The following is a 25,278-nucleotide window of genomic DNA, read 5'->3' as shown; positions in this document are numbered from 1 at the left end:
TGAATTTGATAAGGCTCCTGGCGCTGAATCATCAATCGGCACAGAGCTGCAAGCTGAGGTAAAGCTCAAGTTTCATGAGCTTAGTTTTACAGCTAAATATGCTGACTATAATGCAGATGCCTTGGGCGAAGATACTCGTCGCATATGGTTGCAAACTGGCTTGTCTTTCTAAGCCTTTGTTTATCATTGCTCAAAGAAATAAAACCCAACAGACAAAAGCTGCTGCTTAGTTCGGGGAACTTTGGCTTAGCTGAGGGATAGTTGCCAAGCGATTGATGTGTGTCATGTGCTGAATCACTAGAGCATGATAAATTTTCTTTATTAACTAGAGGAGATTTTATTATGTATATAGATGAGACCATCATTGCGGGTTTATTGGTTGTTGCGGGTACTGTTGTGTTTCTAGGTGGCTTTGGCTATTTTGCTTATAAAGACGCTCAGAAATCTAAAAAAAGTTAGTTCGCTTTACTTGAAAAAACCAGGTCATAATTCTCTTGATCTGGTTTGTGTTTCCCCGCTCTTATTCAAGAGCTTCGTCATAGACGCTTTTTCAAATACCCTCTCACTTCCAAACACTACTCTTTTCTGAATCCCTTGCTAGACTGAGTATTAAACTCAAATTAGGAATATTGAATGAAAGGTTTACATGGTTGGATGCGTACCCTCGAGAAAAGCGAGGCGGCTGTTCTCTCAACCTTAATTAAGGAGCTAGACCAAGTTACGGCTTCTGATGAGTCTTCTGGGGCCCAATTGGCAGAAGTTATTCTTAAGGATGTAAGCCTGACTGCCAATATCATACGTGTTGCTAACGCAGTAACTTTCAACCCTAGTAATATTGCAGTGACAACGGTCAGTCGTGCGGTTATCAATATTGGTTTCAAGAATATTCGCTCAATTTGTTTGTCGATCAAAGTACTCGAAGCAGTACTGAAAGATTCCCCATCTCCCTTATTAGTAGCAATGCTTGCCCGCTCGCTTCATGGCGCAAACCAAGCAAAAGCGCTCTGTGAAAAGCTGAATAATACGGAGCAGGAAGAGGTATTTGTCGCCTCTTTGTTGAGCCATTTGGCTGAGCTGTTGGTCTTGGGGTGCCACGAATCTGAGGTACGCTTGCTTAAGCGTGAGATTGAACCTAGCTCTTCAATTGAAGAAAAAAATCGCTGTGCTGAGAAGTTCCTGGGCGTTAGCTTAACTCGTTTAGCAAAAACACTGACCAAACAGTGGCGAATTGAAGGCCTGATTAACGATGTTCTAGCGGGCTCAGGAGAAGAGGACCCGCGTGTTCAAGCGGTTATATTAGGAGATGAGATAAGTCGTGTTGCTTTACTCGGCTGGGATTCAGCAGAGTTTAAGGAGGTTGCGCAGCGCGTCGCAGAATTTAAAAATATCGGTGAAGCAGAAGCAATGTTCGCACTCAAGAAAACAGCAGATGAAACGGCAGAGACTGTTGCTTCCTTCGGCAAGAAAGTATTGGTTGAGCATATTCCAACCAGCACTCGAGCAGCAAAGGAATTAGAGAAAAAATACGACAATGAAACTGAAGGCTTACAGCCAAATACTGCAATAGAGCTTGAAGCACTGGAGCGTTTGGATAAGCTGTTAGCGGGTGATTTTAATATCAATGAGGTGTTTAAGCTTTGCTTGCAAGGGCTTCATAAAGGCATCGGCCTTGAGCGCGTCGCCTTGGCAATATTTGATAAAGAGCACCAGAGGGTAGTCGTTAAATATGCTTCAGGGCAGAGCACGGAGAAGTGGCGAGAGAAGTTTGTTGTTCGATATGAAAGAAGCCGTTCGGGTTTCTTGTTTAACCTGTTTGAACGTGATAAGGCTGCCTGGATAGGTAACTCGGACTACCAGCACATAACGCAATTTATATCGCCCGAATACCTAGGTATTACAGGTCAGAAAAGGTTTTTTATATCGCCTTTAGCCACTGGCCGTAAACGAATCGGGTTTATCTATGCGGATATGGGGCAGACTTCGAGAGAGCTCAATACAAGTTATTTTGAAGGCTTTCATCGGTTTTTAGATAAGTCTAAAGAAGCGCTAACAATTCTTGCAGCACGCTAACTCAATTGCTTCTCGATGTCGCTTATTGTCGCAAAACCATCTTCTACCGAGAAGCTAATATCCAAATCGTATAGTCTAAGCTTATAAAGCTTCTCATCTTCTTGATCTTGTTTGTATGCAGGCCGCGGATCATATGAAATAACTTCGACTATTAATGCCAATAGGTCATCGGGGTACGAACTCGATAATTGCTGTGCTTTATCCTTAAAGGGTTTGTTTAAAACTACTTTTAGCCTTGGCTTTGGTGGTTCTTCTGCAAATCCGCAGCGCGAGTCCGAGGTAGCGTCCGCATAATCAATATAGGGTTTGATATCCAATATTGGTGTGCCATCCAGAATGTCCGGGCAAGCGATGATCAAGCTTGCTTGATTGTTTTGGATTCTAACTTCCCGTAGTTCAACCAAAGATTGCCCAAGTGAATTCGGTCGAAAGGGAGAACGACTCGCGAATACCCCAATTTTTTTATTACCACCTAAGCGCGGTGGCCGAATCATTGGTCGCCAAGGTTTATCAGCATTTAAGTGAAAGCTGAAACTTAGCCAAATATGAGAAAACGCTTCAAGCCCGTGAAATGCATCGGGGTCGTTATAAGGGGGATAAAGTTCTATTTCAGCGTAAGCTGAAGTAATTAAGTTAGCTTGCCGGGGAATACCAAACTTTTCAGTAAAAGGTGAATGCAATACTCCTATCGCTTGAAGAGAGTTTGAGCTTTCTTCTCTGGGATTGATAGTAGGTGCAGGCATTATCAGCTAGAGACTTATTTATAAAATTGTTTAATCTGAAGCGCGTGCTCATCCAGTATTGTTCGCGGTGTTTTGAAACCGAATAGGCCACTAATATGAAGAAATACTTTTGGAATTGCGCGCAGCCAGTCGCCAGACTCACGGGGAATAAGGTGGAGGTGAAGATGTGGTACAGTCTGATTAGCCGCTTTGCCATCGTTTACCAAGAGGTTAGTGCCGTGAATGCCTAAACCTGCTTTTTTCTGTGCTTCGACAATTTTGTTACCGATATTAAATAGCTGGGCTCGCGTTTTGGCATTGAGTTCATCCAAACGCTCATAATGCCGTTTTGGAATGACCAGGCAGTGTCCTTTAGTAAGAGGGTAGGCATCCATTAGAGCTAGAAAATGCTCATCCTCGTAAACAATACTGGCTTCTTCATTCCCAGATATAATTTGGCAAAATATACAGTCCTTCATTTTTTGCTCCGTCCATGAACGTGTTAGTGGAAGTTCTGAGAGTTGCCACTGTTTGAGATTTGTTCGCTTTGAACTCCGCTCCATTCTTCGGCATTTTCGACAGGGATGGTGTAGGACTCATCAGCCCATGCCCCTAAATCTATTTTCTGGCAGCGATCACTGCAAAAGGGGCGAAAAGGTGAGTCATCACTCCAGGCCACATCTTTTTTACAAGTAGGGCAGTTTACCTTTAGCTCATTACTTTTTGACTTACTCACTTGCTAGCTCCAAATAGGCTTGGTGTTGGCGAAGAACATTTTGTTTTAAGCTTGCTAAATCACGGTCATTACTGATCACATCATTTGCGCGCTCTAATTTATAATCTCTTGGGAGCTGCATATCAATAATTTTCTGAATTTGTTCAGTAGAATTTTGGTCTCTTTCACTTGCTCGTTGTAATTGGAGTTCAACAGGAACATCAATAAGTAATATTCGTGATACCAGTTCAGCTTGATCGGTCTCGAAAAGCAAAGGGGATACGAGGATTACATAAGGGCTGTCTGCACTGTTTAACTGCCTTTTGATTTCGCTTCGAATTATCGGGTGCAGTAAGCTTTCGAGCCATTGTTTTTGATCTTTCGATGAAAATATAATTTGGCGCAAGGCTGCTCTATCAAGCTCACCAGTATTGGTAAGTATATCGGTACCGAAGTGAGTAGCAATTTTGGAGAGTGCGGCAGTGCCAGGTTCAACAACTTCACGGGCGACAATATCGGCGTCAACAATACAGATACCCAATGCCTGGAATTCGTCTGACGCTGCAGTTTTTCCGCTGCCGATACCACCGGTTAAGCCAATAATAAGCTTCTGCTGTGCTTTGGAATTAGTATTCACTATGATGCTCACTATTCAGCGCTATGCTTGAAGGCTACCGAGCCAAAAGCGAACTAGCTCATCACCAAAAATCATATAGATCCAGCCAGCAATGGCTAGATAAGGCCCGAAAGGGATCGGGATATTTTTATCCCGGCCCTTAATGATAATAAGGGAAATGCCAATCACCGCGCCTACAACAGAAGAAAGCAAAATAATAATCGGCAGGGATTGCCAGCCAAACCAGGCTCCTAAGGCTGCCAGAAGTTTAAAGTCACCATAACCCATGCCTTCCTTACCTGTTAGCAGCTTAAAGGCGTGGAATACTAGCCATAAGCTTAAGTAGCCGAATATGGCGCCCCATAGTGCGCTTGATAAGGGCACAAACGTTTCGTAGTAGTTGAGAATCAAACCACCCCACATTAGTGGTAGCGTCATGTTATCTGGCAGAAGTTGTGTGTCGGCATCGATCATCGTTAGTGCCACAAGTACCCAGGTCAGGATAAGTGCTGCAAGACCAGCATAACTTGCACCATAGATGGAAATAGCGGCAAGTGAAAGTAAAGCTGTGACAAGTTCAACTAAAGGGTAGCGGATCGAGATTTTGTTTTTGCACTGACTACAGCGCCCCTGCAAGAAGATATAGCTGATTACAGGGATATTTTCCCAAGGCTTAATCGCATGCTGACACTTTGGGCAGCTCGAGTTGGGGGTCGATAGGGTGATTTTTTCCTGTTTTGGTTCAGGCTGGTCTAAAAATGCAGCGCACTGAAGTGCCCAATCTTGCTCAAGCATTTTAGGGAGCCTAAAAATGACAACATTCAAGAAGCTGCCGACTAATAAACCGAAAATAAGTGTTGAAGCGTATAGGAACGCAGGGTTGTCATTCAGGTGTTGGAAAAGTGCGAGCATGAAATTGTTCCGGTGCGGCGTTTATCGTTGTTTATTGTTAGCGTGAAAGTTGCGAATGAGGGGAATCATAGCCTAAGTCAGGTTTAAGTAGTAGATAAGGCGGGCACGAGAAGTGTACCCGCTTGAATATACCTTATACAACGGCTCCCATTTGGAAGATAGGTAAGTACATTGCGATGATCAAACCACCAATCAGTACACCTAATACGGACATAATAATCGGCTCCATTAGTGCCGTCATATTATCAACCAGGTCATCTACCTCATCTTCGAAGTGCGTCGCGACTTTGTCTAGCATCGTATCAAGTGCACCAGACTCCTCACCGATCGAAACCATTTGTACTGCCATGGAGGGGAACACACCGGTAGAACGCATGGAATACTGAAGCTGGGTACCCGAGGCTACATCGTCTCGCACCTTAAAAACGGCGTTACGATAAACAATATTACCTGTTGCGCCGGCAACTGAGTCGAGAGCGTCTACAAGAGGTACACCTGCTGAGAAAGTGGTAGACAATACGCGTGCAAAGCGTGCAATGGATGATTTCTCAATAATCGGACCTACGATAGGAATCTTGAGTTTTGCCTTATCGCTTGCATCACGGAAAGCCTCGGAACGTTGACTTGCTTGTTTAAATGCGAAGACTAGTCCCGCAATGGTTAATATAAGTATAAACCAGTACTCCTGCATCCATTCAGAGAGTCCAACAACAAACTGAGTAAAAGCAGGAAGTTCGGCGCCAAAGCCCTTAAACATTTCATCAAATGTTGGTACAACTTTTACCAAGAGAATAGTGGTAACGATAAAAGAGACAACCAGTACCGAAATGGGGTAGCTCATTGCTTTTTTAACTTTCTTCTTTAGTGCCTCTGTTGTTTCCATGTAAGTCGCAACACGGTCTAACATGGTTTCGAGTGCACCCGACTTCTCACCAGAGTCAACTAGGTTGCAGAACAGGTCGCCAAAGTGTTGAGGGTGCTTGCGAAGTGCTCCTGCAAAATTGTTACCCGCAGCGACTTCATTTTTAATATCAATCACTAGTGTTTGCAGGCTAGGGTTCTCAAGGCCATCAGCAACAATATCAAAGGCTTGAATAAGCGGTACGCCCGCTTTCATCATGGTAGCAAGCTGGCGAGTGAAAATAGCGACATCGAAGGGGGTTATTTTTTTCCCTTTTGCACGAGTGGCTGCCGCTTTTTTTACTTTGACGGGTTTTATGCCTTGCTTACGAAGCTGTGCTTTGACCAAGGCCGAGTTTGCCGCGGCCATAACGCCTGTGGTTTTATTGCCTTTCCGGTCAGTACCTTCCCAGGAAAAGGACAGTGTCTTATCTGTGGTGCTTGCCATGTGTTAGTCCTTGGTTACACGTTCGACTTCTTCAAGGCTGGTGACGCCTTCAATAGCCTTTAAAAGTGCTGATTTTCTAAGGTTGTTAAAGCCTTCTTCATCTGCCTGCTTTGCGATTTCAAGTGAAGTGGCTTCGGACATAATAAGTTGAGCGATCTTAGGCGTGTTTTTAACGACTTCGTAAATGCCCACCCGGCCTTTATAGCCTTTATTACATTTATCACACCCTTTTGGTTTATAAAGTGTAAAACCTGTATCAATTTGTTCTTTTGTGAAGCCTTCCTTCTCTAGTGTTTCGGGAGGGATATCAGCAGGCTCTTTACAGGCGCTGCATAAGCGTCTTGCCAGTCGTTGTGCGATGATAAGACTGACAGATGTGGCGATGTTGAATGCCGGAACGCCCATATTGATCATACGAGTTAGAGTTTCTGGTGCGCTATTGGTATGTAGGGTCGACATAACCATATGACCTGTCTGTGCAGCTTTGATTGCGATAGACGCAGTTTCCAGGTCTCGAATCTCACCAACCATGATGATGTCAGGATCTTGACGTAAGAAAGACCTAAGTGCTTCAGGGAAGCCAAGCCCGACTTTAGGGTTAACGTTAACCTGGTTGATGCCTTCCAGGTTAATCTCAACCGGGTCTTCTGCGGTAGAGATATTTCGTTCGTCAGTATTTAGTATATTCAAACCGGTATAGAGTGATACTGTTTTACCACTCCCCGTAGGGCCGGTTACTAGGATAAGCCCTTGCGGCTGGTGAAGCGCATCCATATAGAGCTCTTTCTGGACGTCTTCGTAACCCAATGCGTCAATCCCCATTTTCGCGCTGCTCGGGTCAAGAATACGCAATACAATTTTTTCGCCCCACAACGTAGGTAGGGTATTCACCCGGAAATCAATCGCTTTGGTTTTTGATAGCTTTAGCTTAATACGTCCATCTTGAGGAATTCGCCGCTCAGAAATATCCAGCTGGGACATAACCTTTAAACGGGCTGATATCTTGGGGGCCAGTTTAATGGAGGGCTTTGAAACTTCGTGTAATATACCGTCTGTACGGTAGCGAACGCGGTAGCTTTTTTCATAAGGTTCGAAGTGTAAATCTGATGCGCCAGTTTTGATTGCGTCGAGTAGCATCTTGTTGACGTATTTAACAATCGGCGCATCATCCGCATCACTAGCCGACACTTCATTGTCTGAGTCATCGCTCTGATCAACATCGATGTCGTCAAGGTCTGCATCGTCCAGATCGCCCATCGTTGTATCCTGCGACTCAAGATACTTCTCGATGGCTGCATTAAGCTTGTCATCTTCAACGAGTATTGCGTCAACACTTGCGCCTGTATGAAACTTGATTTCATCAAGGGCAATAATATTGGTTGGGTCCGATACCGCAATAAAAAGCCGATTGCCACGCATAAATAAAGGCAGGGCATGGTGTTTTCTAATTAGCTTTTCATCAACCACCTTTTCGGGGAAGGATTCTTGCTGAAAGGCATTTAGGTCCAAAACAGGCATACCAAATTCTTGCGCAGCAGAAAATGCTAGGTCCTTGGCTTTAGCCGCTTTTGCTTGAACCAGATGGGAAACCAGTGATAAATTGTTCTGATGAGCGTGTAGCTGTGCTTTTCGGGCAGTTTCTTCATCGAGTAACTGATCCAAAACAAACTTTCTGGCCAAGCCAGTAAGTGTCGTGTTTTCTGCTGTCATGGGGCTTCTTTGCTTGAGTTAAATTCACCATTTAGATGCACAAACTAATGTTTGGACTAAATAACTGGCTTTAAACGGTTTAGCGCTTGCTGATAAACGCATACATATATAAGGAAGTGTAGTGGAAGTTTTCAGATTTAAAAGAAAGCTTCGCATAGTGTGAGTAACTGACAAATATTGTCACTTCCTGTCATCAAGAGTATGGTCCAATACTTGTGATAATACTTCAAGGTAATTCTATAAAAGAACTGTAATCTACTGACTAATAAGGGAAATAATATTAATATTTGTAATTGGCACGTTGCCTGCTATTGTTTAAGTGTCGGTACGCAGAGTGTGAAGACTGATTGCAAACGCTTAGAAGAGCAAGCAACTTTCCTGACGCGAAGCCATCCTTAAGGGTAGACTCAAGTTTACCTTTAAAGATGGGTTCCAGATTGAAGGTAGTAGTAAAGCAAACAGGCTACTAAAACAATCGAGCGGCCATTTATACTAAATCTGGAGATATATTATGAATATGAAAAAGAATCAGCAAGGTTTTACGCTAATTGAATTGATGATCGTTGTTGCGATTATTGGTATTTTGGCAGCGGTTGCCATTCCTGCTTATCAGGATTACACGATTCGAGCGAAAGTAACTGAAGGTATGGTTTCTGCGGCTGCGCTGAAAATTGGAGTAACAGATATGTTCGCTGATAGTGGTGTAGCTGGTATTGATTCGTATGCTGCTGTAGTTGCTGGGGACCAAGCGAACTTGAAGACTGGTTCAATTAAGGCAATCACTATTGATAAGTCTACAGACACAAATCCAGGAACAATCACTATTGATATGACTCTGATTCCTGCGATCTCTGGTGCAGGTAATCTTGCCTTCGTACCTTCGATTGGTACAAATCCTTTAGCGGATGCCAATGCAGCGGGAACAATTGTTTGGGCTTGTGATACTGCAGCAACAACAATTGCTGATAAATTCCTACCAGCGACTTGTAAGTAATCGCTACATAGGAACTAGCTAGCCTTTAAGGCTGCTAACGAGAAACCCCGGCTTAGTCCGGGGTTTTTTGTGTCTGAAAGGTTGATAAAAACATAAAGATTAATGTTTTACTCAAGACTAAGTAAGTGTTCATTCTTGCTTAATGTACTTTTGCCTATACCTTTTACTGCAACTAACTCTTCGAGGCGGGCAAACTCACCATAGCGCTCACGATAGTCAACAATGGCTTCAGCTTTTTTTAAACCTACGCCTTTCAATGCTTTGGCAATAGTTTGAGCATCTGCGCTATTGATGTTTATGGCCTTACTGGTTTGTATTGAACTATTTGGTTCATTGTCTGCATAGCTAATATTGCTGAAAGAAAGCAGCAAGCTAAACAAAAAAGGGATAAGCAGGCGGGGAGGGATGTTTGCGATGTTGTTAGAAAGAAAAGAGTTTGATTTCATAAGTTCGCTCCTTGCGTTAATAGAATCAAGTGCATGAACGGCTATTGAGCAATCCGTGTCAAAGCTTGTGTCATGCAAGTTCGATATTAACGGCTTCAGAGGCGATAGTGAATACTAATTCTATGATTATTCCTAATTAATTTAACTCACTGACACAATTAGCGACAATCACTATTGTATTCACTAAGGACTTGGTTAAAATGAAGTCAGGCGCTCGCAGAAGCGCTCAGAAACTGGAGAATGATAAGGATAAATCGGACGTGCTAAGTAAGTTGTTACACCTTCCCCGGTACCAGAAACGCCTGGTTACGGTTTTTGCAGACAGTCTTTGTCTACCTTTCGCCTTATGGATGGCCCTAAGTTTACGTTACGATGAACTTTATTTGCTTGAAAATAGCTCCGTATTGTTAGTCGCTTTTGTCACCGTTTTTACCAGTATTTTTGTTTTTGCGCGTCTCGGTTTATATCGGGCTGTTATTCGCTATATGAGTAATCATGCTTTACTGGCGATTATTTCTGGTGTTTCTATCTCTGCTATTATGTTGGCGGCTTTGGGCTTTTTATTTCAGGCGCCGATTCCTCGTTCCGTTCCCATTATTTACTGGTGTTTAGCGATGATCTTTGTCGGAGGGACGCGTATGTTAGCTCGCTCTCTGGTACACCGCGATATGATGAAATCCAAAGATCGGGTGATTATCTATGGTGCGGGTAAGTCTGGCTTGCAGCTAAGTTCGATACTTTTTCATGGCAAGCAGGTTCAGCCAATTGCTTTTATTGATGATGATATTAGTAAGCACGGTAGCATTCTTAACGGTATCCGCGTTTATTCACCCGAGAATATTTCTGAGGTGCTCAAGCGTTATGGTGCGCAGAGTATTTTGTTAGCCTTGGGCCATGCTTCCAGGGCTCGAAGAGCTGAAGTGATAAAGGGCTTGGAGCAGTACCCGCTTGCTGTGCAGACCATTCCACAAATTAATGATGTTGTCAGCGGTAAGGCGCGAATTGAAGAAATTCGTGATGTTGATATTGAAGACCTGCTTGGGCGTGATGAAGTCGCGGCCGATAGGGCCAGGCTTTCGGGTTGTATCTCAAATAAGGTGGTGATGGTCACTGGTGCGGGGGGGTCAATTGGCTCTGAGTTGTGTCGCCAAATCGTCAAGCTAAACCCGCGAAAGATTGTCCTGTTTGAATTGTCTGAATTTGCCCTTTATCAAATTGAGCAAGAGATTTCCAAGTATATTCAAAAACATACATTAAAGACTGAAGTGCATGCCATTATGGGCTCTGTGCAGAAACAGCATCGCATGGAAGTTATCATGAAGAGCTACGCTGTCGAAACGGTCTACCATGCCGCAGCTTACAAACATGTTCCTTTGGTAGAACACAATGTCATTGAAGGTGTTCGCAATAACGTCTTTGGCACTTGGTATTGTGCCGAAGCGGCGATTAAAGCAGGGGTAGATACCTTTGTGTTAGTTTCAACCGATAAGGCTGTTCGCCCGACTAATGTGATGGGCGCAACCAAGCGTTTATCGGAGCTTGTACTTCAAGGCTTAGCCCAGCGCCAGAACGATACACGTTTTTGCATGGTTCGCTTTGGCAATGTATTAGGTTCTTCGGGTTCTGTTGTACCGCTGTTTCGTAAGCAAATTAATGATGGTGGCCCGGTAACGGTAACGCACCCTGATATTACTCGCTATTTTATGACCATTCCTGAAGCAGCCTTGTTGGTACTTCAAGCAGGCTCAATGGGCGAGGGCGGTGATGTCTTTTTGCTTGATATGGGCGAGCAGGTTCGAATTGCCGATTTGGCAGGTAAGCTGATTCGCTTAATGGGCCTTGAGGTGAAGGATGATGATAATCCAAATGGTGATATCGAAATTCAGTATACCGGCTTACGACCAGGCGAGAAGTTATACGAAGAGTTGTTGATTGGCGACGACCCTTTACCAACCAGTCATTCTCGAATTATGAAAGGTCGTGAGATCTCATTACCTTGGGTTGAAGTAGAAGCCTTGCTTGAGAAGATTGATAAATACTCTCATCTATTTGATTGTTCTTCAGTGCGTGAGACGCTACTTAAAGCGCCTCTAGGGTATAACCCATCGAACGAGATTGATGACCTTGTTTGGAAGCAATCTCAGCATGAGTTGATACCCGAACATAATGCTTCAGCGAATGAAGAAGCACCCGTAAAGCCAAAAGTGGTTTCGATTTCAAAATCGCCCAAAAAACTGGCCTGATTTACTGCGCTGCCAAATGAGGGTGGCGTGAGCAGAGTTATCTCGCTTTTTAGCACTACTTTATATAGTGCTAATAGTGCTAATAGTGCGGCGGGGGCGGCTCCTGCTCAGTGCTTGCGCTGCCAGATTTAAGTTCCCCAAGCCCTTCTTTTAATAGTCGGTTCGCTACCCACAAATCTTGGATTTCCCTGTCCTGCTTAGTGATTACATCGTTGAGGGTGTTCAGTAAATCATCTTGAAACGATAGTTTAACTTCGAGCTCACTGATTCGTTCATTAAGTTTTTCGATAAGGGCTTCGGGTAATTCTGATTGGCTCATGTTTTTACTATCTTAAGTATGGAGAGAGGGCGCTATTGTAATACATATTACCCGGTGCTCAAGAATTTAGTGTGTTGACTGTAGAATCGAATAAGTTCTAAGCAAGATATTGTGTGAGCCAAAAATCTGTTATCATGCTCGGCTTGCGTTGAGTCTGGTCGTGTTTATACAGGTCAATGCAGCGTTACCTGTCGATTGCCAATACTTTTACAGGGTTGTTCACAGGTGGGGGATGCAGATATTTTTTCCTTAATGGTGTTTGCTGAACCAATTCCACTATTTTAAGAGTTTGTTTAACGAGAAAATTTACATGTCTACACAGAGTTTATCTAAAAAATTATTAGTAAGTGCGGTTGTTGCGCTGCCATTTCCTTACGTTATGTTGGTATTGGCTTCGTCTGCTTCAGTATTACCACAAGGCCTTACAGCCGAGAATTTCCTTTCAGGTGAAAATGGTAGCGGCTTTTACGCTTTGGTTTGGTTGATGTTTTTTGCTGCATCTGCCATTTCGCAAATTGCGGCACAGTCTTCGTCTTCTTCTGCTTCAAGTAACAATGCGCAAGAAGCATCTGAGTCTGATGACGACGATGATACACCTGAGGGTGTAGAGTCCGGTACCGTTAAATGGTTCAATGTGAATAAAGGTTTTGGTTTTATTACGACCGATGCGGGCGAAGATGTTTTTGTTCACTTCCGTTCAATTCGTGGTCGCGGTCGTCGCTCATTGCGTCAAGGCCAAGCAGTGCGCTTTGATTTGAGTGAGGGTGAGAAGGGTATGCAGGCAGACAACGTTTCGGTTGCCAAGTAAGCCTCTAGCTCTTTAGCTTCTACAGAAAAGGCTTATCCCCAGCGGATAAGCTTTTTTTCGTTTCGGGTGATGGCATTCCAATATTCACCTGCTTCATCTTCCCCTTCTTGCCAGCTATGTGCGGCACACCTGACCTCAAGTTCATACATCTCTAACAGGCTTAGTGCGCAGGCTTCATCATTGTCCCAAGGTGTTTCAGACGATTTGAACCAAACACTGCAATAAGACTTTCCTGCTGCACAGGGCGTAACGACGATAGGGATCTTATTCCCTTCGCGTGAAAGGGTGCCCGAGATACTTTTCTTTTCGGATAAGCTGCTTGCTTCAAGGTTGATATCGATGGTTGTAAAGTGAGTATTTAGCCAGGCGAGCAATTCACTGTTGTTTATGTTCTTTATGTATATTTCTATATCGGGCGTTATCATTTATTTGTCCAAGAAATTCTGGATTCTGCTTACGAGAAGGCGAATATAGCAGTAAAAGGCGATGATAGCGCTAGGCACGCTAAGAATAAGACCAATTAGCGCAAGTAATTCCTGCTTTTCAGATGCGGGCAAGAGAATATTAACGTATACAATTGTTCCGAGGCCTGCCAGGGTACAAATGGCACTGATCAGAAAGTATTTAAAATAATTCTGCTGATTATGTTTTTTAGACGACACGGTAGTGGCTTTTAAACTCTTATTAGTGATCAGTACTGATAGTGGCTGATTTACTTCTTCTGAAATATATCAAACTGTATGTCTAGCTGTAAGTCTAGAGTATCAAGGGACTCAAGTAGAGCTCTTTTTTCCGGTTTACAGCGCCAGTAATGCGGTGTCATTGAAAACAAGTTAATGATGTCTTGTGAGCTAGGTAGTTGAATTGTTTGCTCAAAGTAATCAGTCTTCACATGCTGAAGGCTCGTAGGGAGGCTTTCAAATTCTGTTCGCGTTTCGGCTTTGAGTTCATCGTAGATAACACGGCGAAGCTCTATTAGATGTCTAGGGCCGGTATTTACAAGGATCACATGACCGCCGGGGCGAACTGTGCGAGATATTTCTTCCAGGTCAAAATGGAAAAACAGGCCGCTTACCAGATCTTGAGAATTGTCGGCCAAGGGGATATTCGCAGCGCTACCTACCCACCAGTTAATTGATTTGTCGCGCCGGCAGGCTGATTTAATTGCAGGTGTCGAGATATCAATACCGCTTGTGTATACCTCTTGAAAATAACTAAGCAACTTGGTGTGGAGCTTGTGAGTGTAATAGCCTTCGCCACATGCTAAGTCGCAATAGTGGAAGGCTTTTTCAGAATCTTTAGCTAGCGCGTCTTCAGCATGGTGAATAAATCGCTCGGCAAGATTAGCGTAGTAGCCTTGATCAAGGAAGTCACGACGAGCGGCGACCATTTCAGTCGTATCTCCCGGGTGCTTACTCCGCTTATTTTGGCTTAATAATAAGTTGTGGTAGCCCTGCTTGGCGCGATCAAACCTATGCTTGTTGCGACAGCATAGGCCTTTTTGATCGTCTGCAAGAACGAGCTGCTCCTTACAAACGGGGCAGAGTAAATAGGGGCTTAGAGTATCCATAGTATCTTAGCGCTTGGCTTATGTTAGCAGGTGCTCCAAGATCTGCTCGTAAATCACTGACAAGTCGTTCAGGTCGGTGATACTCACGTGTTCATCAACTTGGTGAATCGTTGCGTTGAGCGGCCCAAGTTCAAGCACTTGTGCGCCCGTTGGTGCGATAAAACGGCCGTCAGAGGTTCCGCCTGAGGTTGAAAGCTCTGTGTCGATACCTTTAACTGTTTTTATCGCTTTAACCGCTGCGTCGACGAGTGGGCCCGCTGCGGTTAGGAAGGGCTCTCCGCTTAATGTCCACTGGATATCGTAATCCAGCTTGTGTTGCTCAAGCACTTTGACGACACCTGCTTTAAGTTGCTCGGCGGTGACTTCAGTAGAAAATCGAAAGTTAAAAAGTGTCTCGACAGTACCGGGTATCACGTTCGTCGCACCGGTACCGGAATTGATATTGGTGATTTGGAATGATGTCGCGGGGAAGAATTCATTGCCACTGTCCCATTCAAGTTTGCATAGGTCGTCAAGGGCAGTCATTGCCAGGTGAATAGGGTTGTTCGCCAAGTGCGGGTAGGCAACATGTCCTTGTTTGCCTTTAATGGTAAGTTTTGCGTTTAAAGATCCGCGGCGGCCGTTCTTGATCACATCACCGAGCACCTTGGTACTGGATGGCTCACCAACCAGGCACCAATCAATTTTTTCATTACGCGCCTCCAATGTTTCAACAACCTTAACGGTACCGTTTGTTGCTGGTCCTTCTTCATCGCTGGTAATTAAGTAAGCGATAGAGCCTTTATGGTCGGGATGTTTTTTAACAAAGCGCTCACAGGCGGTGATAAATGCAGCCAGGCTACCCTTCATATCAGCTGCGCCACGACCATGTAGCATATCTCCCTGAATACGGGCCGAAAAGGGTGAGTATGTCCACTCTTGTTCAGGGCCAGTAGGGACAACATCGGTATGACCGGCAAACGCAATTAAAGGTGCTTCGTTACCTTTGCGAGCCCAAAGATTGGTCACATCCTCAAAGATCATTGTCTCGGCTTTGAATCCGAGAGGAGCCAAATGACGCATCATAATATCCTGACACTCACAGTCTTCTGGTGTGACAGAGGGCTGCTGTATAAGTGCTTGGCTAAGTTGGATCGTGTCAGTTGTGGTATCACTCATAATTTGGCTCGTCGTTTTAATCGTTTTGTATATGCAAAAAAGCGCATCCATAGATGTAAGCATTAAAAAGCTTTGATTATGAGTGCGCCTTCAAGAACTGTCCTGTTAGGGCAGTGTTAGTTGCTTAGCCAGATACTAGTTGTTGGCGTGAAGCTCTTCATTCAGTTCAATGGCAGTCTTATTAGTTAAGCATTCAACTCGACCATTTGCCGAGTTTCGGCGGAACAGTAGGTCGGCTTTATTTGCTAGATCACGTGCTTTAACCGTCTCAACGACCTGGTTTTCAGCGTCAAGCATAACTACTTTTGTACCGGCAGTAATGTAGAGACCTGACTCAACAGTACAGCGATCACCTAAAGGAATGCCGATACCTGCATTGGCACCTATCAAGCTGTTCTCGCCAACCGCAATGATGATGTTACCGCCACCAGATAAGGTACCCATGGTAGAGCAGCCACCGCCAAGATCAGAGCCTTTTCCTACCATAACACCCGCAGAGATACGGCCTTCGATCATGGAAGTGCCTTCTGTACCTGCATTAAAGTTTACAAAGCCTTCGTGCATGATCGTGGTGCCTTCACCAATGTAGGCGCCAAGACGTACACGGGCTGTGTCGGCAATACGGACGCCGCCAGGTACGACGTAGTCGGTCATCTGTGGAAATTTATCAACAGACTTAACTTCAATCAATTCACCGGCTACGCGTGCTTCAAGTTGCTTTGCTGTTAATTCAGATAGGTCAATAGGGCCTTTATTTGTCCATGCAACATTTGGCAGTAAACCAAAAATACCGTCAAGATTAATGCCGTGCGGCTTAACCAGGCGATGAGACAAAAGGTGTAGTTTTAAATACACTTCAGGCGTGCTGCTAGCCTTGCCATCTTCTTCGATAATAACCACTACAGCCGGGCTTTTTGAGCCTTTCATTTGGCTTGCGATGTCAGAAAGCGCTGCGATTTTTGCTAGCTCTTCAATCTGCTCATCATTTAATTCTGTTGTTGTATTGCCGCTTTCAAGGCCTAGTGTTTCTTGGATGCTAGCAACCAAAGAGGAGTCAGGTTGGAATTGTGGTGCTGGGAAGAATGTTTCAAGCCACTCGCCTGCGCCGTTTTTGCTACCGATACCAAGTCCTAGTGCAATTGTCATGGAATACTCCTAATTAAGTAATATGTATAAGTTGTTTAAGAGAAGAGGGCTGGCCTCGTCTTTTTATTTAGTCGTTTGTCTCGAATAAATGGGCGTAACTATCAGCCTTGAATCCAAGATGAATTTGATTGTCGATCTTTAAAACCGGACGCTTAATCATGGAATTATTGCTCTGAATTAGGCGAATAGCTTTTGCGTTGTCTATATCGCTTTTGTCCTCATCGCTTAGTTTACGCCACGTTGTACCACGTTTATTGATTAGTTCATCCCAAGGTACCTGGCTAAGCCAATCTTCGAGGCTTTGCTCATCAATAGGCGTCTTCTTATAGTCATGAAATTCAAAATCAATATCATGCGATTCCAGCCACGTTAGCGCTTTCTTCATGGTATCGCAGGCTTTAATTCCGTAGATTTTTACTGTACTCATTGTTTTACCTTGTACGAAAGTTGTTTGTGGAAAGAGCGTTAAAGAGATTCAACGAATTCACGAATTCGAGTTGCCGCTTCGATGCACTCTTCTTCACTGGCAACTAAGGCCATTCTGATTCTATTTTTACCCGGATTTAGACCCTTGACGGTACGAGACAAATAGCTGCCCGGAAGCACGGTGACATGCTTTTGTTGATATAGCTTTTGAGCAAACTCTTCATCCGATATCGGTGTCTCTGGCCAAAGGTAGAAGCTCGCATCACTTTGCTTGATGTTCAGTACCGGGCTTAAAATTTCAAGAACTGCCTCGAACTTTCGTTTGTAGGCTTTACGGTTCTCTTGTACGTGAGCTTCATCGTTCCAGGCTTCAATGCTTGCTAACTGGTGTTGAATCGGCATTGCGCAGCCGTGATAAGTTCGGTATTTCAAGAAGCCTTTTAACAAGTCTGCATCACCTGCAACAAATCCTGAGCGTAGGCCGGGCAGGTTTGAGCGCTTTGACAAGCTATGAAAGACAATACAACGCTTATAATCATCTCTTCCTATTTCGGCGCAGACCTCTAGCAAACCAGTCGGAGCTTGGTCTTCATCGCAATAGATCTCCGAATAGCATTCGTCCGATGCAATAATGAAGTCATGCTTGTCGGCTAGTTTTATGAGCTTTTTAAGCGTTTCAGCGGGCGTGACAGCGCCTGTCGGGTTGCCCGGAGAGCACATGAATAGAATCTGGCAGCGGTCCCAAGTGCTATCGGCGACTGAGTCGTAGTCGGGAATGAACTGGGTATGCTCTAGTGTAGGAAGTAATTCAAGCTCAGCCCCTGCAAGATAGCTAGCGCCCTCATAGATCTGATAAAAAGGATTAGGGCTCAGCACTAAAGCTTGATTACTGGCTTCTCTATCGATGACCGCCTGAGTAAAAGAAAAAATTGCCTCTCGTGTGCCGTTTACCGGAAGAATATTATCTTCGCTGCAAAGAGTGCCGGGCTTTAGATTAAAGCGTTGTGTCGCCCAGTTTGTCATGCTCTTTCGAAACTCAGGTAACCCTTTTGTGCTTGGGTATATTGCGACTTTGCCTAGGTTATTGGTGATGCTGTCGAGCACAAACTGCGGAGAAGGGTGCTTCGGTTCACCAATAGACAAGGGAATAGCTGAATAATCTGCTGATGGTGTTACTTGCCCGAGCAGTGCTTTAAGCTTTTCAAAGGGATAGGGCTGAAGTTTATTCAAGTCTGGGTTCATGAGGTTATTTCTACCTGCTCATCTAGAAGTGTACATATGTCGTGCTGTAAGGCCTCGCAAATCATTGCGTCACTAAGCGGTTGACCGTCTGTGTCGGTAATGAAGAAAACGTCTTCTACTCGCTCGCCCAAGGTGGCAATACGTGCATTGATCAATGATAAATTATGCTTTAGAAGTGCCTGACCAATCCGTGCGAGTAGGCCTGGACGGTCAGGCGTTACAACCTCCATCACGGTACGCTGATTAATCATGTCATTGCTGAAAGTCACTTCCGTCGGGAAGGCAAAATGCTTCAGTTGGCGCGGCGTGCGGCGGCTGATTATCTCGGGGTAGTCTTCCGGGTCGTCGAGCTCTTCTATCAAGCGTGAGCGAACTTGCTCTTTTCGTTCTACATCGTTTGCTAAGGGCATGTTGTGCGCATCGGTAACAATAAAGTGGCTCAAATTGAACTCACCTCTTGATGCGCTTATGCGGGCATTTAAGACGTTAAGGTTCAGCTGCTCAAGTACAGCGGTGGTGGCGGCAAATAGATCGTCTTTGGAACGTACATAAACCATAACATGGCTGAAACCGTCACCTTGCATGGTTTGGGTGTCGCGAATGATGATCAGTGGTTCACTTGAGCTGCCATGATTAAGTACTTCAGAGATTTGCCAGACAATGTCGGCGGTTGAATCTTGAAGGAAGTAGTCGTCTTCAAAGGATTCCAATAAAGCATCGATTTCGGGTGTGGTATAGCCGCTATCGATGAGTAGGGTTCGGACTTCGCGTTTAGTGGCTTCTATCCAGTCATTGCGATCAACAGGCTTATCTGTGCCGCGACGTATTGCGCGCCTGGTTTCGATATATAACTGCTGCATCAGTGTCGCGCGCCAGCTGTTCCACAAGGTGTGATTGGTCGCAGAAATATCACAGACAGTCAAAATATATAAGTACTCAAGGTGAGTAAGGCTAGGAATTAGTTGCGCAAACTGATGAATAACTTCAGGGTCATCAATATCTTTCTTCTGCGCTGTCATAGACATTAGTAAGTGGTTTTCGACCAGCCAGGAAGTGAGTCGTGTATCGCGCTCGCTAAAATGATGGTTCTGACAGAAGTTTTCAACATCGATGGCGCCAAGTTCGGAATGGTCTCCGCCTCTCCCTTTAGCAATGTCGTGATAGATACCAGCAGTATAAAGGATTTCACGTTTAGGGATATAACGGTATAAACGACAGGCAAGTGGAAACTCTTTTTTTGCCTCAGGGTAGTCAAGATGAATCAGGTTCTTGATAAGCTGAATCGTATGCGCGTCAACTGTATAGCAATGAAACAAGTCATGCTGCATTTGGCCGATGATCTGTCCAAACTCAGGTAAGTAGCGGCCCAGTACATTGTACTTAAGCATGGCGTTTAAGGTTTTATGAAGGTCGTGCGGTGTGCGCAGTATCTCCATAAATAAGCTTGTGTTAGCCAGGTCGTTTCGGAAACTGTCATCAATAAGATATTGATGTTCACGGATTTGACGAATTGTCGTGGTTTTTATGCCAATGATCTGAGGGTTTTGTGCGAGTAGCAAAAAAATCTCTATCAACGCATAAGGTGAGCGGTCAAAAATATCTTCTGACTTAGCTTCAATATAGCCGTGATTAATTTGGAATCGTTTACCTAGTTCTTGGACACTGTCATCACTCTCGGGGTTTAGATAAAACTCATCAAAGTACTGAAGTATCACGTCAGTAAGTTCGGCTAAACCCAATACGATGCGATAGTAGCGTTGCATCATTTTCTCGACACCGAGCTTTTGCTCGTCATCTTCAAAGCCGAGTATTTCTGCAAGCTTGCGCTGGTGTTCAAATAGCAGTCGGTTTTCGTTGCGGTCGGCAATAATCTGCAGGCCATAACGAAGGGTAAGAAGAAAGGTCTCGCCGCTGACTAGCATGCGGAATTCTTCGTCTGTCAAAAAGTGGTAGCGTGAGCGTGTGCTGGGAGCTTCAGCACCAAAGTGGCGCTTAGAAATCCAGGTAATGGTCTGAATATCTCGCAAGGTGCCAGGGGAAGATTTCAGATTTGGTTCGAGGTTGTATTCGGTGCCGCTATATTTCAGGTGGCGTGCACTTTGTTCTTCGCGTTTAGCTAGAAAGTAGGCTTTAGAGGTATAAACTGCGTCGGAGTAGACCTTGTCTGAAATAATGCTCAGCAGTTCAGGGTCACCATCGATAGTGCGCGTTTCCAATAGGTTGGTCGCAATGGTGACATCGCTTTTAGCGGCTTCAATGCATTCATCAATCGTTCTAACGCTATGGCCGATGTCTAGTTTCAGGTCCCATAATAGTGTGATAAAGTCAGACAGTTTGGTGCCCAGCTGATCATCAATTTCATTCCTTACCAGGATAAGTAAGTCAATGTCTGAATGTGGTTGCAGCTCGCCTCGGCCATAACCGCCAACAGCAATAAGGCTAACATGTTGGTCGAACCCGAAGCGTGCCCATAAACCTTTAAGAATATAATCCATGAGTTTGGATTTAACTTCGATAAGCTGACGGATATCTTCGTTTGCCAGATACAGCTGATCAAGGACTTGCTTACTATCTTCCAGGATTGTCCGAACATTCAGGGCTGGTTGTGAGCAAGTACTTAAGTCAGAGACTAATGTTTGCATGTCCAGGCTAGATGCGTGGGTGAACTTTTCGAAGAGCGAGCTGTGTTGCGTCATAGTTTTATCGGCTTGTGCTTAACTTAGCAGACCTTCCTCTTCCTTACGTAAGGTCAGTATTTCACAACCGTCTGAGGTAACTAGCAAAGTGTGCTCCCATTGCGCAGAAAGCTTGTGATCTTTGGTCACGACTGTCCACTCATCTGGTAAGAGTTTGCAGTGGCGTTTGCCTTGGTTAATCATTGGCTCGATAGTAAAGGTCATGCCTTCTTTTAGCTCAAGGCCGGTGCCTGGTTTACCATAATGCATGACCTGCGGCTCTTCATGGAAAACAGCACCAATGCCATGGCCGCAATACTCGCGTACTACAGAATAGTAATTGTTTTCAGCATGCTTTTGAATAACAGCGCCAATATCGCCTAGTCTTGCACCCGGCTTAACAAGGGCAATGCCTTTGTATAAACATTCTTGCGTAATTTTGCATAGTCTTTCGGCAGCAATGCTTCGCTTGCCAATGAAAAACATTTTACTGGTGTCACCGTGGTAGCCATCTTTAATGACAGTGATGTCGACATTTACTATGTCACCACTTTTTAGCACTTTCTTGTCGCTTGGAATACCGTGGCAGATGACATGGTTGACCGAGGTGCAGATAGACTTTGGAAAGCCTTTATAATTAAGTGGTGCGGGAATGGCGTTTTGAGTATTAACGATGTAATCATGACATATCCTGTCTAGTTCACCGGTTGAAACGCCAGCAACAACGTGCTCTTCGATCATTTCCAGTACTTCGGCGGCGAGTCGCCCGGCAACCCGCATCTTTTCAATTTCTTCGTTGGACTTGATGGTAACTTTAGTATTCATAACTCGAAAAGAGAGCCTTTTGTCTAAGGGTTGTTATGGTGTCGGGAGAGCATTATAGCGCCATTTGCGACACAGACTTTTATCAAAAATGCGCCGCATTCTACCTCGAAAGGGGAGTTAATTGAATAATTATTGTTATTTGCTGGTGGCTGCTCGATTTATATTGTTAAAGGTTGAACGTAGAATGGAGTGGCCTGGCCTGCTATAAATGTAGGAATGCGCTTTTTATTTTGAAGAGGATATGGTATAAAGCGCACGCAAATTTCGGGAACTCACATCCAGCAGGGTGTCGGTAATCTCGATTGACTTAAATCCGCACACGTTTCGACACATTGATCTGGGTGCTGTGTTCTGCTTCTGCTACGGTGGTTTTGGTTCATGGTTGATTAATGGGACTCGTGGAGGTCTAACCCAAACATATTAAAGGAAAAGAACATGGCATCAGTATCTATGCGTGACCTGCTTAAAGCAGGTGTACACTTTGGTCACCAAACTCGTTACTGGAACCCTAAAATGGGTAAGTACATCTTTGGTGCTCGTAACAAAATTCATATCATTAACCTGGAGCAAACAGTTCCTGCGTTTAATGAATCTTTAGCTTTCGTTAAAAAGCTGTCAGAGGGTAAGAACAAGGTATTGTTCGTTGGTACTAAGCGTGCTGCTGGCAAGATTGTTAAAGAAGAGGCAAGCCGCGCTGGTATGCCTTACGTAAACCACCGTTGGTTGGGTGGTATGTTGACTAACTACAAAACGATTCGTCAGAGCATTCGTCGTTTCCGCGATCTTGAGACTCAAAGCACTGATGGTACTTTTGATAAGTTGACTAAAAAAGAATCTTTGATGCTGACTCGCGAAATGCAGAAGCTAGAGCGTAGTATTGGTGGTATCAAGGATATGGGTGGTCTACCTGACGCATTGGTTGTGATCGATGTTGATCACGAGCGTATTGCGATCAAAGAAGCTAACAAATTAGGTATCCCTGTTATCGGTATCGTTGATACAAACAGTGATCCAGATGGTGTTGATTACGTTATCCCTGGTAACGATGATGCGATCAGAGCTATTCAGATTTATGCAAAAGCTTTTGCTGATGCAGTGCTTGAAGGTTCTTCAAAAGGTGGTGAGTACGTTGAAGTGGCGGAAGAGTCAGCGGCATCTGAAGAAGGCGAAAAAGCAGCAGAGTAATCTTTCTGTAAGCGTTTTCTTATAAAGTGCTCAAGGGTCGGTTTTCCGGCCCTTGTTTTCATTCGTTATTAATAATGCTTCGGTTCTTATTTGGTTGAAGGTGTGTTCCGCTTGCGAACATTTTAGCGCCTTTTGGGCCCAGGTAATGGAAGCAAATTTTTTAATTTTACAGCCGCTTGGGTTGTAACGGTAAAGAGGAATTGACATGGCCGCTATTAGCGCATCAATGGTAAAAGAACTTCGTGAGCGTACAGGTCTTGGTATGCTTGAGTGTAAAAAAGCACTTGCTGAAGTAGACGGTGATATCGAAAAGGCAATTGAAGAGTTGCGTAAGAAAAGTGGTATGAAGGCAGCTAAGAAAGCTGGCCGTACAGCTGCTGAAGGTGTGGTTGTGGCTAAAGTATCTGCTGACAACGCTTCTGCAATGTTAGTTGAAATTAACTCTGAGACTGACTTTGCTGCTAAGAACGAAGGTTTCCTTGCGTTTGCAAATAACGTAGCAGGCGCTGCATTTGAAGCAGGTTCTACTGATGTTGCTGGTCTTCTTGATTCAGAGCGTGAAGCTTTGGTTCAGAAAATTGGTGAGAACATTTCTCCTCGTCGTGCTGTTAAGTCTGAAGGTGAAGTTGTGGGTGCTTATGTTCACTCTAACAATCGAATTGCTTCGATTGTTGCGCTTAAAGGTGGTACGCCTGAGTTGGCAAGAGATATCGCTATGCATGCAACAGCGGTTAATCCTCGTGTTCTTAACCCTGAAGATATGCCTGAAGAAGAGTTGAATAAAGAGAAGGATATCATTAAGGCTCAGCCTGATATGGAAGGTAAGCCAGATGCGATCGTCGAGAAAATGATGGGTGGTCGTATTAAGAAATTCCTTAAGGAAAACAGCTTGGTTGAGCAGCCTTTCGTTAAGAATCCTGAAGTTACAGTTGGCCAGTTGGCTAAAGATGGCGGTGCAGAAGTTGTTTCTTTTGTCCGTATCGAAGTAGGTGAAGGTATTGAGGTTGAAGAGGCTGACTTCGCTGCAGAGGTTGCGGCTCAGCTTAAAGGCTAATTTAGTCTGTTTACATGGGTTTGTTAACAGGTAAATGTTGAAAAGATAGTTCCACTTTTTACCAATCCTGATACAATTCCCAACCGTGCCGTATAAGAAGGGTGATATAACCATTTTTCTTATGCGGCATTATTGTATCTGGCAATTGGTTTTTATCTTAAAGTTGTCTGGGGAGTACTTGCTCATCTGGAAAGACTGTTTTTAGTGGGGGCGACTCCCCCGAAATTAAGATACGTCATATGCATATTAAGCAGGTTCTTAACCTGTATTTGTTAACTACGCTTTAAATGCCGAGAGTGATTCATGCCTGTAAATCTCCAGCCAAAATATAAACGAATTCTTCTAAAACTTAGTGGTGAAGCTCTAATGGGCGATGAGGACTTTGGGATCGATCCAAAAGTACTTGATCGCATGGCTTTAGAAATTGGTCAGCTGATTGGTATAGGTGTTCAGGTTGGCATGGTCATAGGTGGTGGTAACTTGTTTAGAGGTGCTGCCCTAAGCCAGGCTGGAATGGATCGTGTTACTGGTGATCATATGGGTATGCTGGCTACGGTTATGAATGCCTTGGCGATGCGTGACGCATTAGAACGATCCAATATATCAACGCGTGTTATGTCAGCTATCCCGATGAGTGGTGTTGTTGAGCATTACGATCGGCGCAGAGCGGTTAGAGATCTTAAAGATGGTGATGTTGTAATATTCAGCGCAGGAACGGGTAACCCTTTCTTTACAACTGACTCTGCTGCATGTCTACGAGGTATTGAGATTGATGCTGATGTTGTATTGAAGGCAACAAAAGTAGATGGTGTCTACAACGCTGACCCGATGAAAGATCCGACAGCCGTGAAGTATGATGCTTTGAGTTATGATGAAGTCTTGGATAAAAAGTTAGGTGTAATGGATCTAACGGCAATTTGTTTGTGCCGTGATCACAATATGCCTGTTAGAGTATTTGATATGAATAAGCCTGGGGTTTTGCGCAGTATTGTAGTGGGTGAATCCGAGNGTACATTGATCGAGGCAGCTGCCGACGAATAAGATCGAGCCAGTTATATAAAGAATAAAGGAAAGATATATGTTAGATGAAATTA

At 44.3% G+C, this 25,278-nt stretch carries 25 protein-coding genes; 8 read left to right on the top strand and 17 right to left on the bottom strand.

The window, feature by feature from the left end:
- Positions 1–342: 342 nt before the first annotated feature.
- Positions 343–459, top strand: a complete 117-nt coding sequence (ccoM, locus tag A3763_RS29930) for a cytochrome c oxidase subunit CcoM (protein WP_304438928.1) — start codon at positions 343–345, stop codon at positions 457–459.
- Between the two features lie 174 nt (positions 460–633).
- Positions 634–2,070, top strand: coding sequence for an HDOD domain-containing protein (locus A3763_RS02230; protein ID WP_068512926.1), 1,437 nt, complete (start codon positions 634–636; stop codon positions 2,068–2,070).
- On the opposite strand, the gene tsaA is transcribed toward A3763_RS02230, so the two are convergent.
- From tsaA to pilB, 7 genes are all read right to left on the bottom strand, one after another.
- A complete protein-coding gene (gene tsaA / locus A3763_RS02225; RefSeq protein ID WP_068510987.1) occupies positions 2,067–2,813 on the bottom strand; it encodes a tRNA (N6-threonylcarbamoyladenosine(37)-N6)-methyltransferase TrmO in 747 nt (248 codons plus the stop codon). The two genes, A3763_RS02230 and tsaA, sit on opposite strands and share 4 nt — an antisense overlap.
- Positions 2,814–2,827: 14 nt before the next feature.
- Complete coding sequence (locus A3763_RS02220) at positions 2,828–3,271, bottom strand: HIT family protein (RefSeq protein WP_068512922.1); 444 nt, start codon at positions 3,269–3,271, stop codon at positions 2,828–2,830.
- 23 nt (positions 3,272–3,294) lie between these two features.
- Complete coding sequence (gene yacG, locus A3763_RS02215; protein WP_068512918.1) at positions 3,295–3,528, bottom strand: DNA gyrase inhibitor YacG; 234 nt, start codon at positions 3,526–3,528, stop codon at positions 3,295–3,297.
- The gene (gene coaE, locus A3763_RS02210) at positions 3,521–4,144 is read right to left on the bottom strand and encodes a dephospho-CoA kinase (protein ID WP_082865443.1); all 624 of its coding nucleotides are present in this window, start codon (positions 4,142–4,144) and stop codon (positions 3,521–3,523) included. The genes yacG and coaE overlap by 8 nt, the downstream gene beginning before the upstream one ends.
- A gap of 21 nt (positions 4,145–4,165) precedes the next feature.
- A complete protein-coding gene (locus A3763_RS02205) occupies positions 4,166–5,035 on the bottom strand; it encodes an A24 family peptidase (protein WP_068512915.1) in 870 nt (289 codons plus the stop codon).
- Positions 5,036–5,168: 133 nt separating this feature from the next.
- On the bottom strand, positions 5,169–6,383 hold the full coding sequence (locus A3763_RS02200; protein WP_068512912.1) for a type II secretion system F family protein: 1,215 nt from the start codon (positions 6,381–6,383) through the stop codon (positions 5,169–5,171).
- Between the two features lie 3 nt (positions 6,384–6,386).
- Positions 6,387–8,093, bottom strand: coding sequence for a type IV-A pilus assembly ATPase PilB (gene pilB, locus A3763_RS02195; protein WP_068512909.1), 1,707 nt, complete (start codon positions 8,091–8,093; stop codon positions 6,387–6,389).
- A 511-nt stretch (positions 8,094–8,604) separates the two neighbouring features.
- Between pilB and A3763_RS29385 the strand changes: the two genes are divergently transcribed.
- Positions 8,605–9,087, top strand: coding sequence for a pilin (locus A3763_RS29385; protein ID WP_304438929.1), 483 nt, complete (start codon positions 8,605–8,607; stop codon positions 9,085–9,087).
- Between the two features lie 107 nt (positions 9,088–9,194).
- Here the strand turns inward: A3763_RS29385 and A3763_RS02185 are convergent, their stop codons facing one another.
- Complete coding sequence (locus A3763_RS02185) at positions 9,195–9,533, bottom strand: helix-hairpin-helix domain-containing protein (RefSeq protein WP_068512906.1); 339 nt, start codon at positions 9,531–9,533, stop codon at positions 9,195–9,197.
- Positions 9,534–9,733: 200 nt separating this feature from the next.
- Between A3763_RS02185 and A3763_RS02180 the strand changes: the two genes are divergently transcribed.
- Positions 9,734–11,776 carry a nucleoside-diphosphate sugar epimerase/dehydratase gene (locus A3763_RS02180; RefSeq protein ID WP_068512903.1) on the top strand — a complete coding sequence of 681 codons (2,043 nt, stop codon included), beginning with the start codon at positions 9,734–9,736 and terminating at the stop codon, positions 11,774–11,776.
- A gap of 79 nt (positions 11,777–11,855) precedes the next feature.
- Here the strand turns inward: A3763_RS02180 and A3763_RS02175 are convergent, their stop codons facing one another.
- Positions 11,856–12,095 carry a SlyX family protein gene (locus A3763_RS02175; RefSeq protein ID WP_068512900.1) on the bottom strand — a complete coding sequence of 80 codons (240 nt, stop codon included), beginning with the start codon at positions 12,093–12,095 and terminating at the stop codon, positions 11,856–11,858.
- Positions 12,096–12,405: 310 nt separating this feature from the next.
- Between A3763_RS02175 and A3763_RS29925 the strand changes: the two genes are divergently transcribed.
- On the top strand, positions 12,406–12,903 hold the full coding sequence (locus A3763_RS29925) for a cold-shock protein (protein WP_068512899.1): 498 nt from the start codon (positions 12,406–12,408) through the stop codon (positions 12,901–12,903).
- A gap of 32 nt (positions 12,904–12,935) precedes the next feature.
- On the opposite strand, the gene A3763_RS02165 is transcribed toward A3763_RS29925, so the two are convergent.
- The 8 genes from A3763_RS02165 to map form a co-directional block, all read right to left on the bottom strand.
- Positions 12,936–13,328 (bottom strand): hypothetical protein, encoded by a 393-nt coding sequence (locus A3763_RS02165; protein WP_068508916.1) that lies wholly within the window; start codon positions 13,326–13,328, stop codon positions 12,936–12,938.
- A 287-nt stretch (positions 13,329–13,615) separates the two neighbouring features.
- On the bottom strand, positions 13,616–14,473 hold the full coding sequence (locus tag A3763_RS02155; protein WP_068512897.1) for a putative RNA methyltransferase: 858 nt from the start codon (positions 14,471–14,473) through the stop codon (positions 13,616–13,618).
- Positions 14,474–14,491: 18 nt separating this feature from the next.
- Positions 14,492–15,631: a succinyl-diaminopimelate desuccinylase gene (gene dapE / locus A3763_RS02150; RefSeq protein ID WP_068512944.1), complete on the bottom strand. Its 1,140-nt coding sequence runs from the start codon at positions 15,629–15,631 to the stop codon at positions 14,492–14,494.
- Between the two features lie 135 nt (positions 15,632–15,766).
- Positions 15,767–16,777: a 2,3,4,5-tetrahydropyridine-2,6-dicarboxylate N-succinyltransferase gene (dapD, locus tag A3763_RS02145; RefSeq protein WP_068508236.1), complete on the bottom strand. Its 1,011-nt coding sequence runs from the start codon at positions 16,775–16,777 to the stop codon at positions 15,767–15,769.
- Between the two features lie 67 nt (positions 16,778–16,844).
- The gene (locus tag A3763_RS02140; RefSeq protein ID WP_068508235.1) at positions 16,845–17,204 is read right to left on the bottom strand and encodes an ArsC family reductase; all 360 of its coding nucleotides are present in this window, start codon (positions 17,202–17,204) and stop codon (positions 16,845–16,847) included.
- Positions 17,205–17,242: 38 nt separating this feature from the next.
- A complete protein-coding gene (dapC, locus tag A3763_RS02135) occupies positions 17,243–18,445 on the bottom strand; it encodes a succinyldiaminopimelate transaminase (RefSeq protein ID WP_068508234.1) in 1,203 nt (400 codons plus the stop codon).
- Positions 18,442–21,141: a [protein-PII] uridylyltransferase gene (gene glnD, locus A3763_RS02130; protein WP_082880342.1), complete on the bottom strand. Its 2,700-nt coding sequence runs from the start codon at positions 21,139–21,141 to the stop codon at positions 18,442–18,444. The genes dapC and glnD overlap by 4 nt, the downstream gene beginning before the upstream one ends.
- 18 nt (positions 21,142–21,159) lie before the next feature.
- Positions 21,160–21,945, bottom strand: a complete 786-nt coding sequence (map, locus tag A3763_RS02125; RefSeq protein ID WP_068508232.1) for a type I methionyl aminopeptidase — start codon at positions 21,943–21,945, stop codon at positions 21,160–21,162.
- 435 nt (positions 21,946–22,380) lie between these two features.
- On the opposite strand from map, the gene rpsB reads away from it, so the two are divergent.
- The 3 genes from rpsB to pyrH all read left to right on the top strand — a co-directional run bounded on the left by rpsB (position 22,381) and on the right by pyrH (position 25,225).
- A complete protein-coding gene (gene rpsB, locus A3763_RS02120; protein WP_068508230.1) occupies positions 22,381–23,130 on the top strand; it encodes a 30S ribosomal protein S2 in 750 nt (249 codons plus the stop codon).
- 205 nt (positions 23,131–23,335) lie between these two features.
- A complete protein-coding gene (tsf, locus tag A3763_RS02115) occupies positions 23,336–24,184 on the top strand; it encodes a translation elongation factor Ts (RefSeq protein ID WP_068508228.1) in 849 nt (282 codons plus the stop codon).
- A 303-nt stretch (positions 24,185–24,487) separates the two neighbouring features.
- On the top strand, positions 24,488–25,225 hold the full coding sequence (gene pyrH, locus A3763_RS02110) for a UMP kinase (protein WP_068759851.1): 738 nt from the start codon (positions 24,488–24,490) through the stop codon (positions 25,223–25,225).
- Positions 25,226–25,278: the final 53 nt, after the last annotated feature.

This window comes from Oleiphilus sp. HI0128 (assembly GCF_001635365.1).
Note: the sequence above shows the minus strand (reverse complement) of the source record. Positions and strands in the feature narration are given on the sequence as shown.

Excerpts from the sequence above, each read along its gene's own strand:
- ccoM (WP_304438928.1), top strand. The coding sequence starts at position 343 with ATGTATATAGATGAGACCATCATTGCGGGTTTATTGGTTGTTGCGGGT.
- A3763_RS02230 (WP_068512926.1), top strand. The coding sequence starts at position 634 with ATGAAAGGTTTACATGGTTGGATGCGTACCCTCGAGAAAAGCGAGGCG.
- tsaA (WP_068510987.1), bottom strand. The coding sequence starts at position 2,813 with ATGCCTGCACCTACTATCAATCCCAGAGAAGAAAGCTCAAACTCTCTT.
- A3763_RS02220 (WP_068512922.1), bottom strand. The coding sequence starts at position 3,271 with ATGAAGGACTGTATATTTTGCCAAATTATATCTGGGAATGAAGAAGCC.
- A3763_RS02205 (WP_068512915.1), bottom strand. The coding sequence starts at position 5,035 with ATGCTCGCACTTTTCCAACACCTGAATGACAACCCTGCGTTCCTATAC.
- A3763_RS02200 (WP_068512912.1), bottom strand. The coding sequence starts at position 6,383 with ATGGCAAGCACCACAGATAAGACACTGTCCTTTTCCTGGGAAGGTACT.
- pilB (WP_068512909.1), bottom strand. The coding sequence starts at position 8,093 with ATGACAGCAGAAAACACGACACTTACTGGCTTGGCCAGAAAGTTTGTT.
- A3763_RS29385 (WP_304438929.1), top strand. The coding sequence starts at position 8,605 with ATGAATATGAAAAAGAATCAGCAAGGTTTTACGCTAATTGAATTGATG.
- A3763_RS02185 (WP_068512906.1), bottom strand. The coding sequence starts at position 9,533 with ATGAAATCAAACTCTTTTCTTTCTAACAACATCGCAAACATCCCTCCC.
- A3763_RS02180 (WP_068512903.1), top strand. The coding sequence starts at position 9,734 with ATGAAGTCAGGCGCTCGCAGAAGCGCTCAGAAACTGGAGAATGATAAG.
- A3763_RS02175 (WP_068512900.1), bottom strand. The coding sequence starts at position 12,095 with ATGAGCCAATCAGAATTACCCGAAGCCCTTATCGAAAAACTTAATGAA.
- A3763_RS29925 (WP_068512899.1), top strand. The coding sequence starts at position 12,406 with ATGTCTACACAGAGTTTATCTAAAAAATTATTAGTAAGTGCGGTTGTT.
- A3763_RS02165 (WP_068508916.1), bottom strand. The coding sequence starts at position 13,328 with ATGATAACGCCCGATATAGAAATATACATAAAGAACATAAACAACAGT.
- A3763_RS02155 (WP_068512897.1), bottom strand. The coding sequence starts at position 14,473 with ATGGATACTCTAAGCCCCTATTTACTCTGCCCCGTTTGTAAGGAGCAG.
- dapE (WP_068512944.1), bottom strand. The coding sequence starts at position 15,631 with ATGAGTGATACCACAACTGACACGATCCAACTTAGCCAAGCACTTATA.
- dapD (WP_068508236.1), bottom strand. The coding sequence starts at position 16,777 with ATGACAATTGCACTAGGACTTGGTATCGGTAGCAAAAACGGCGCAGGC.
- A3763_RS02140 (WP_068508235.1), bottom strand. The coding sequence starts at position 17,204 with ATGAGTACAGTAAAAATCTACGGAATTAAAGCCTGCGATACCATGAAG.
- dapC (WP_068508234.1), bottom strand. The coding sequence starts at position 18,445 with ATGAACCCAGACTTGAATAAACTTCAGCCCTATCCCTTTGAAAAGCTT.
- glnD (WP_082880342.1), bottom strand. The coding sequence starts at position 21,141 with ATGACGCAACACAGCTCGCTCTTCGAAAAGTTCACCCACGCATCTAGC.
- map (WP_068508232.1), bottom strand. The coding sequence starts at position 21,945 with ATGAATACTAAAGTTACCATCAAGTCCAACGAAGAAATTGAAAAGATG.
- rpsB (WP_068508230.1), top strand. The coding sequence starts at position 22,381 with ATGGCATCAGTATCTATGCGTGACCTGCTTAAAGCAGGTGTACACTTT.
- tsf (WP_068508228.1), top strand. The coding sequence starts at position 23,336 with ATGGCCGCTATTAGCGCATCAATGGTAAAAGAACTTCGTGAGCGTACA.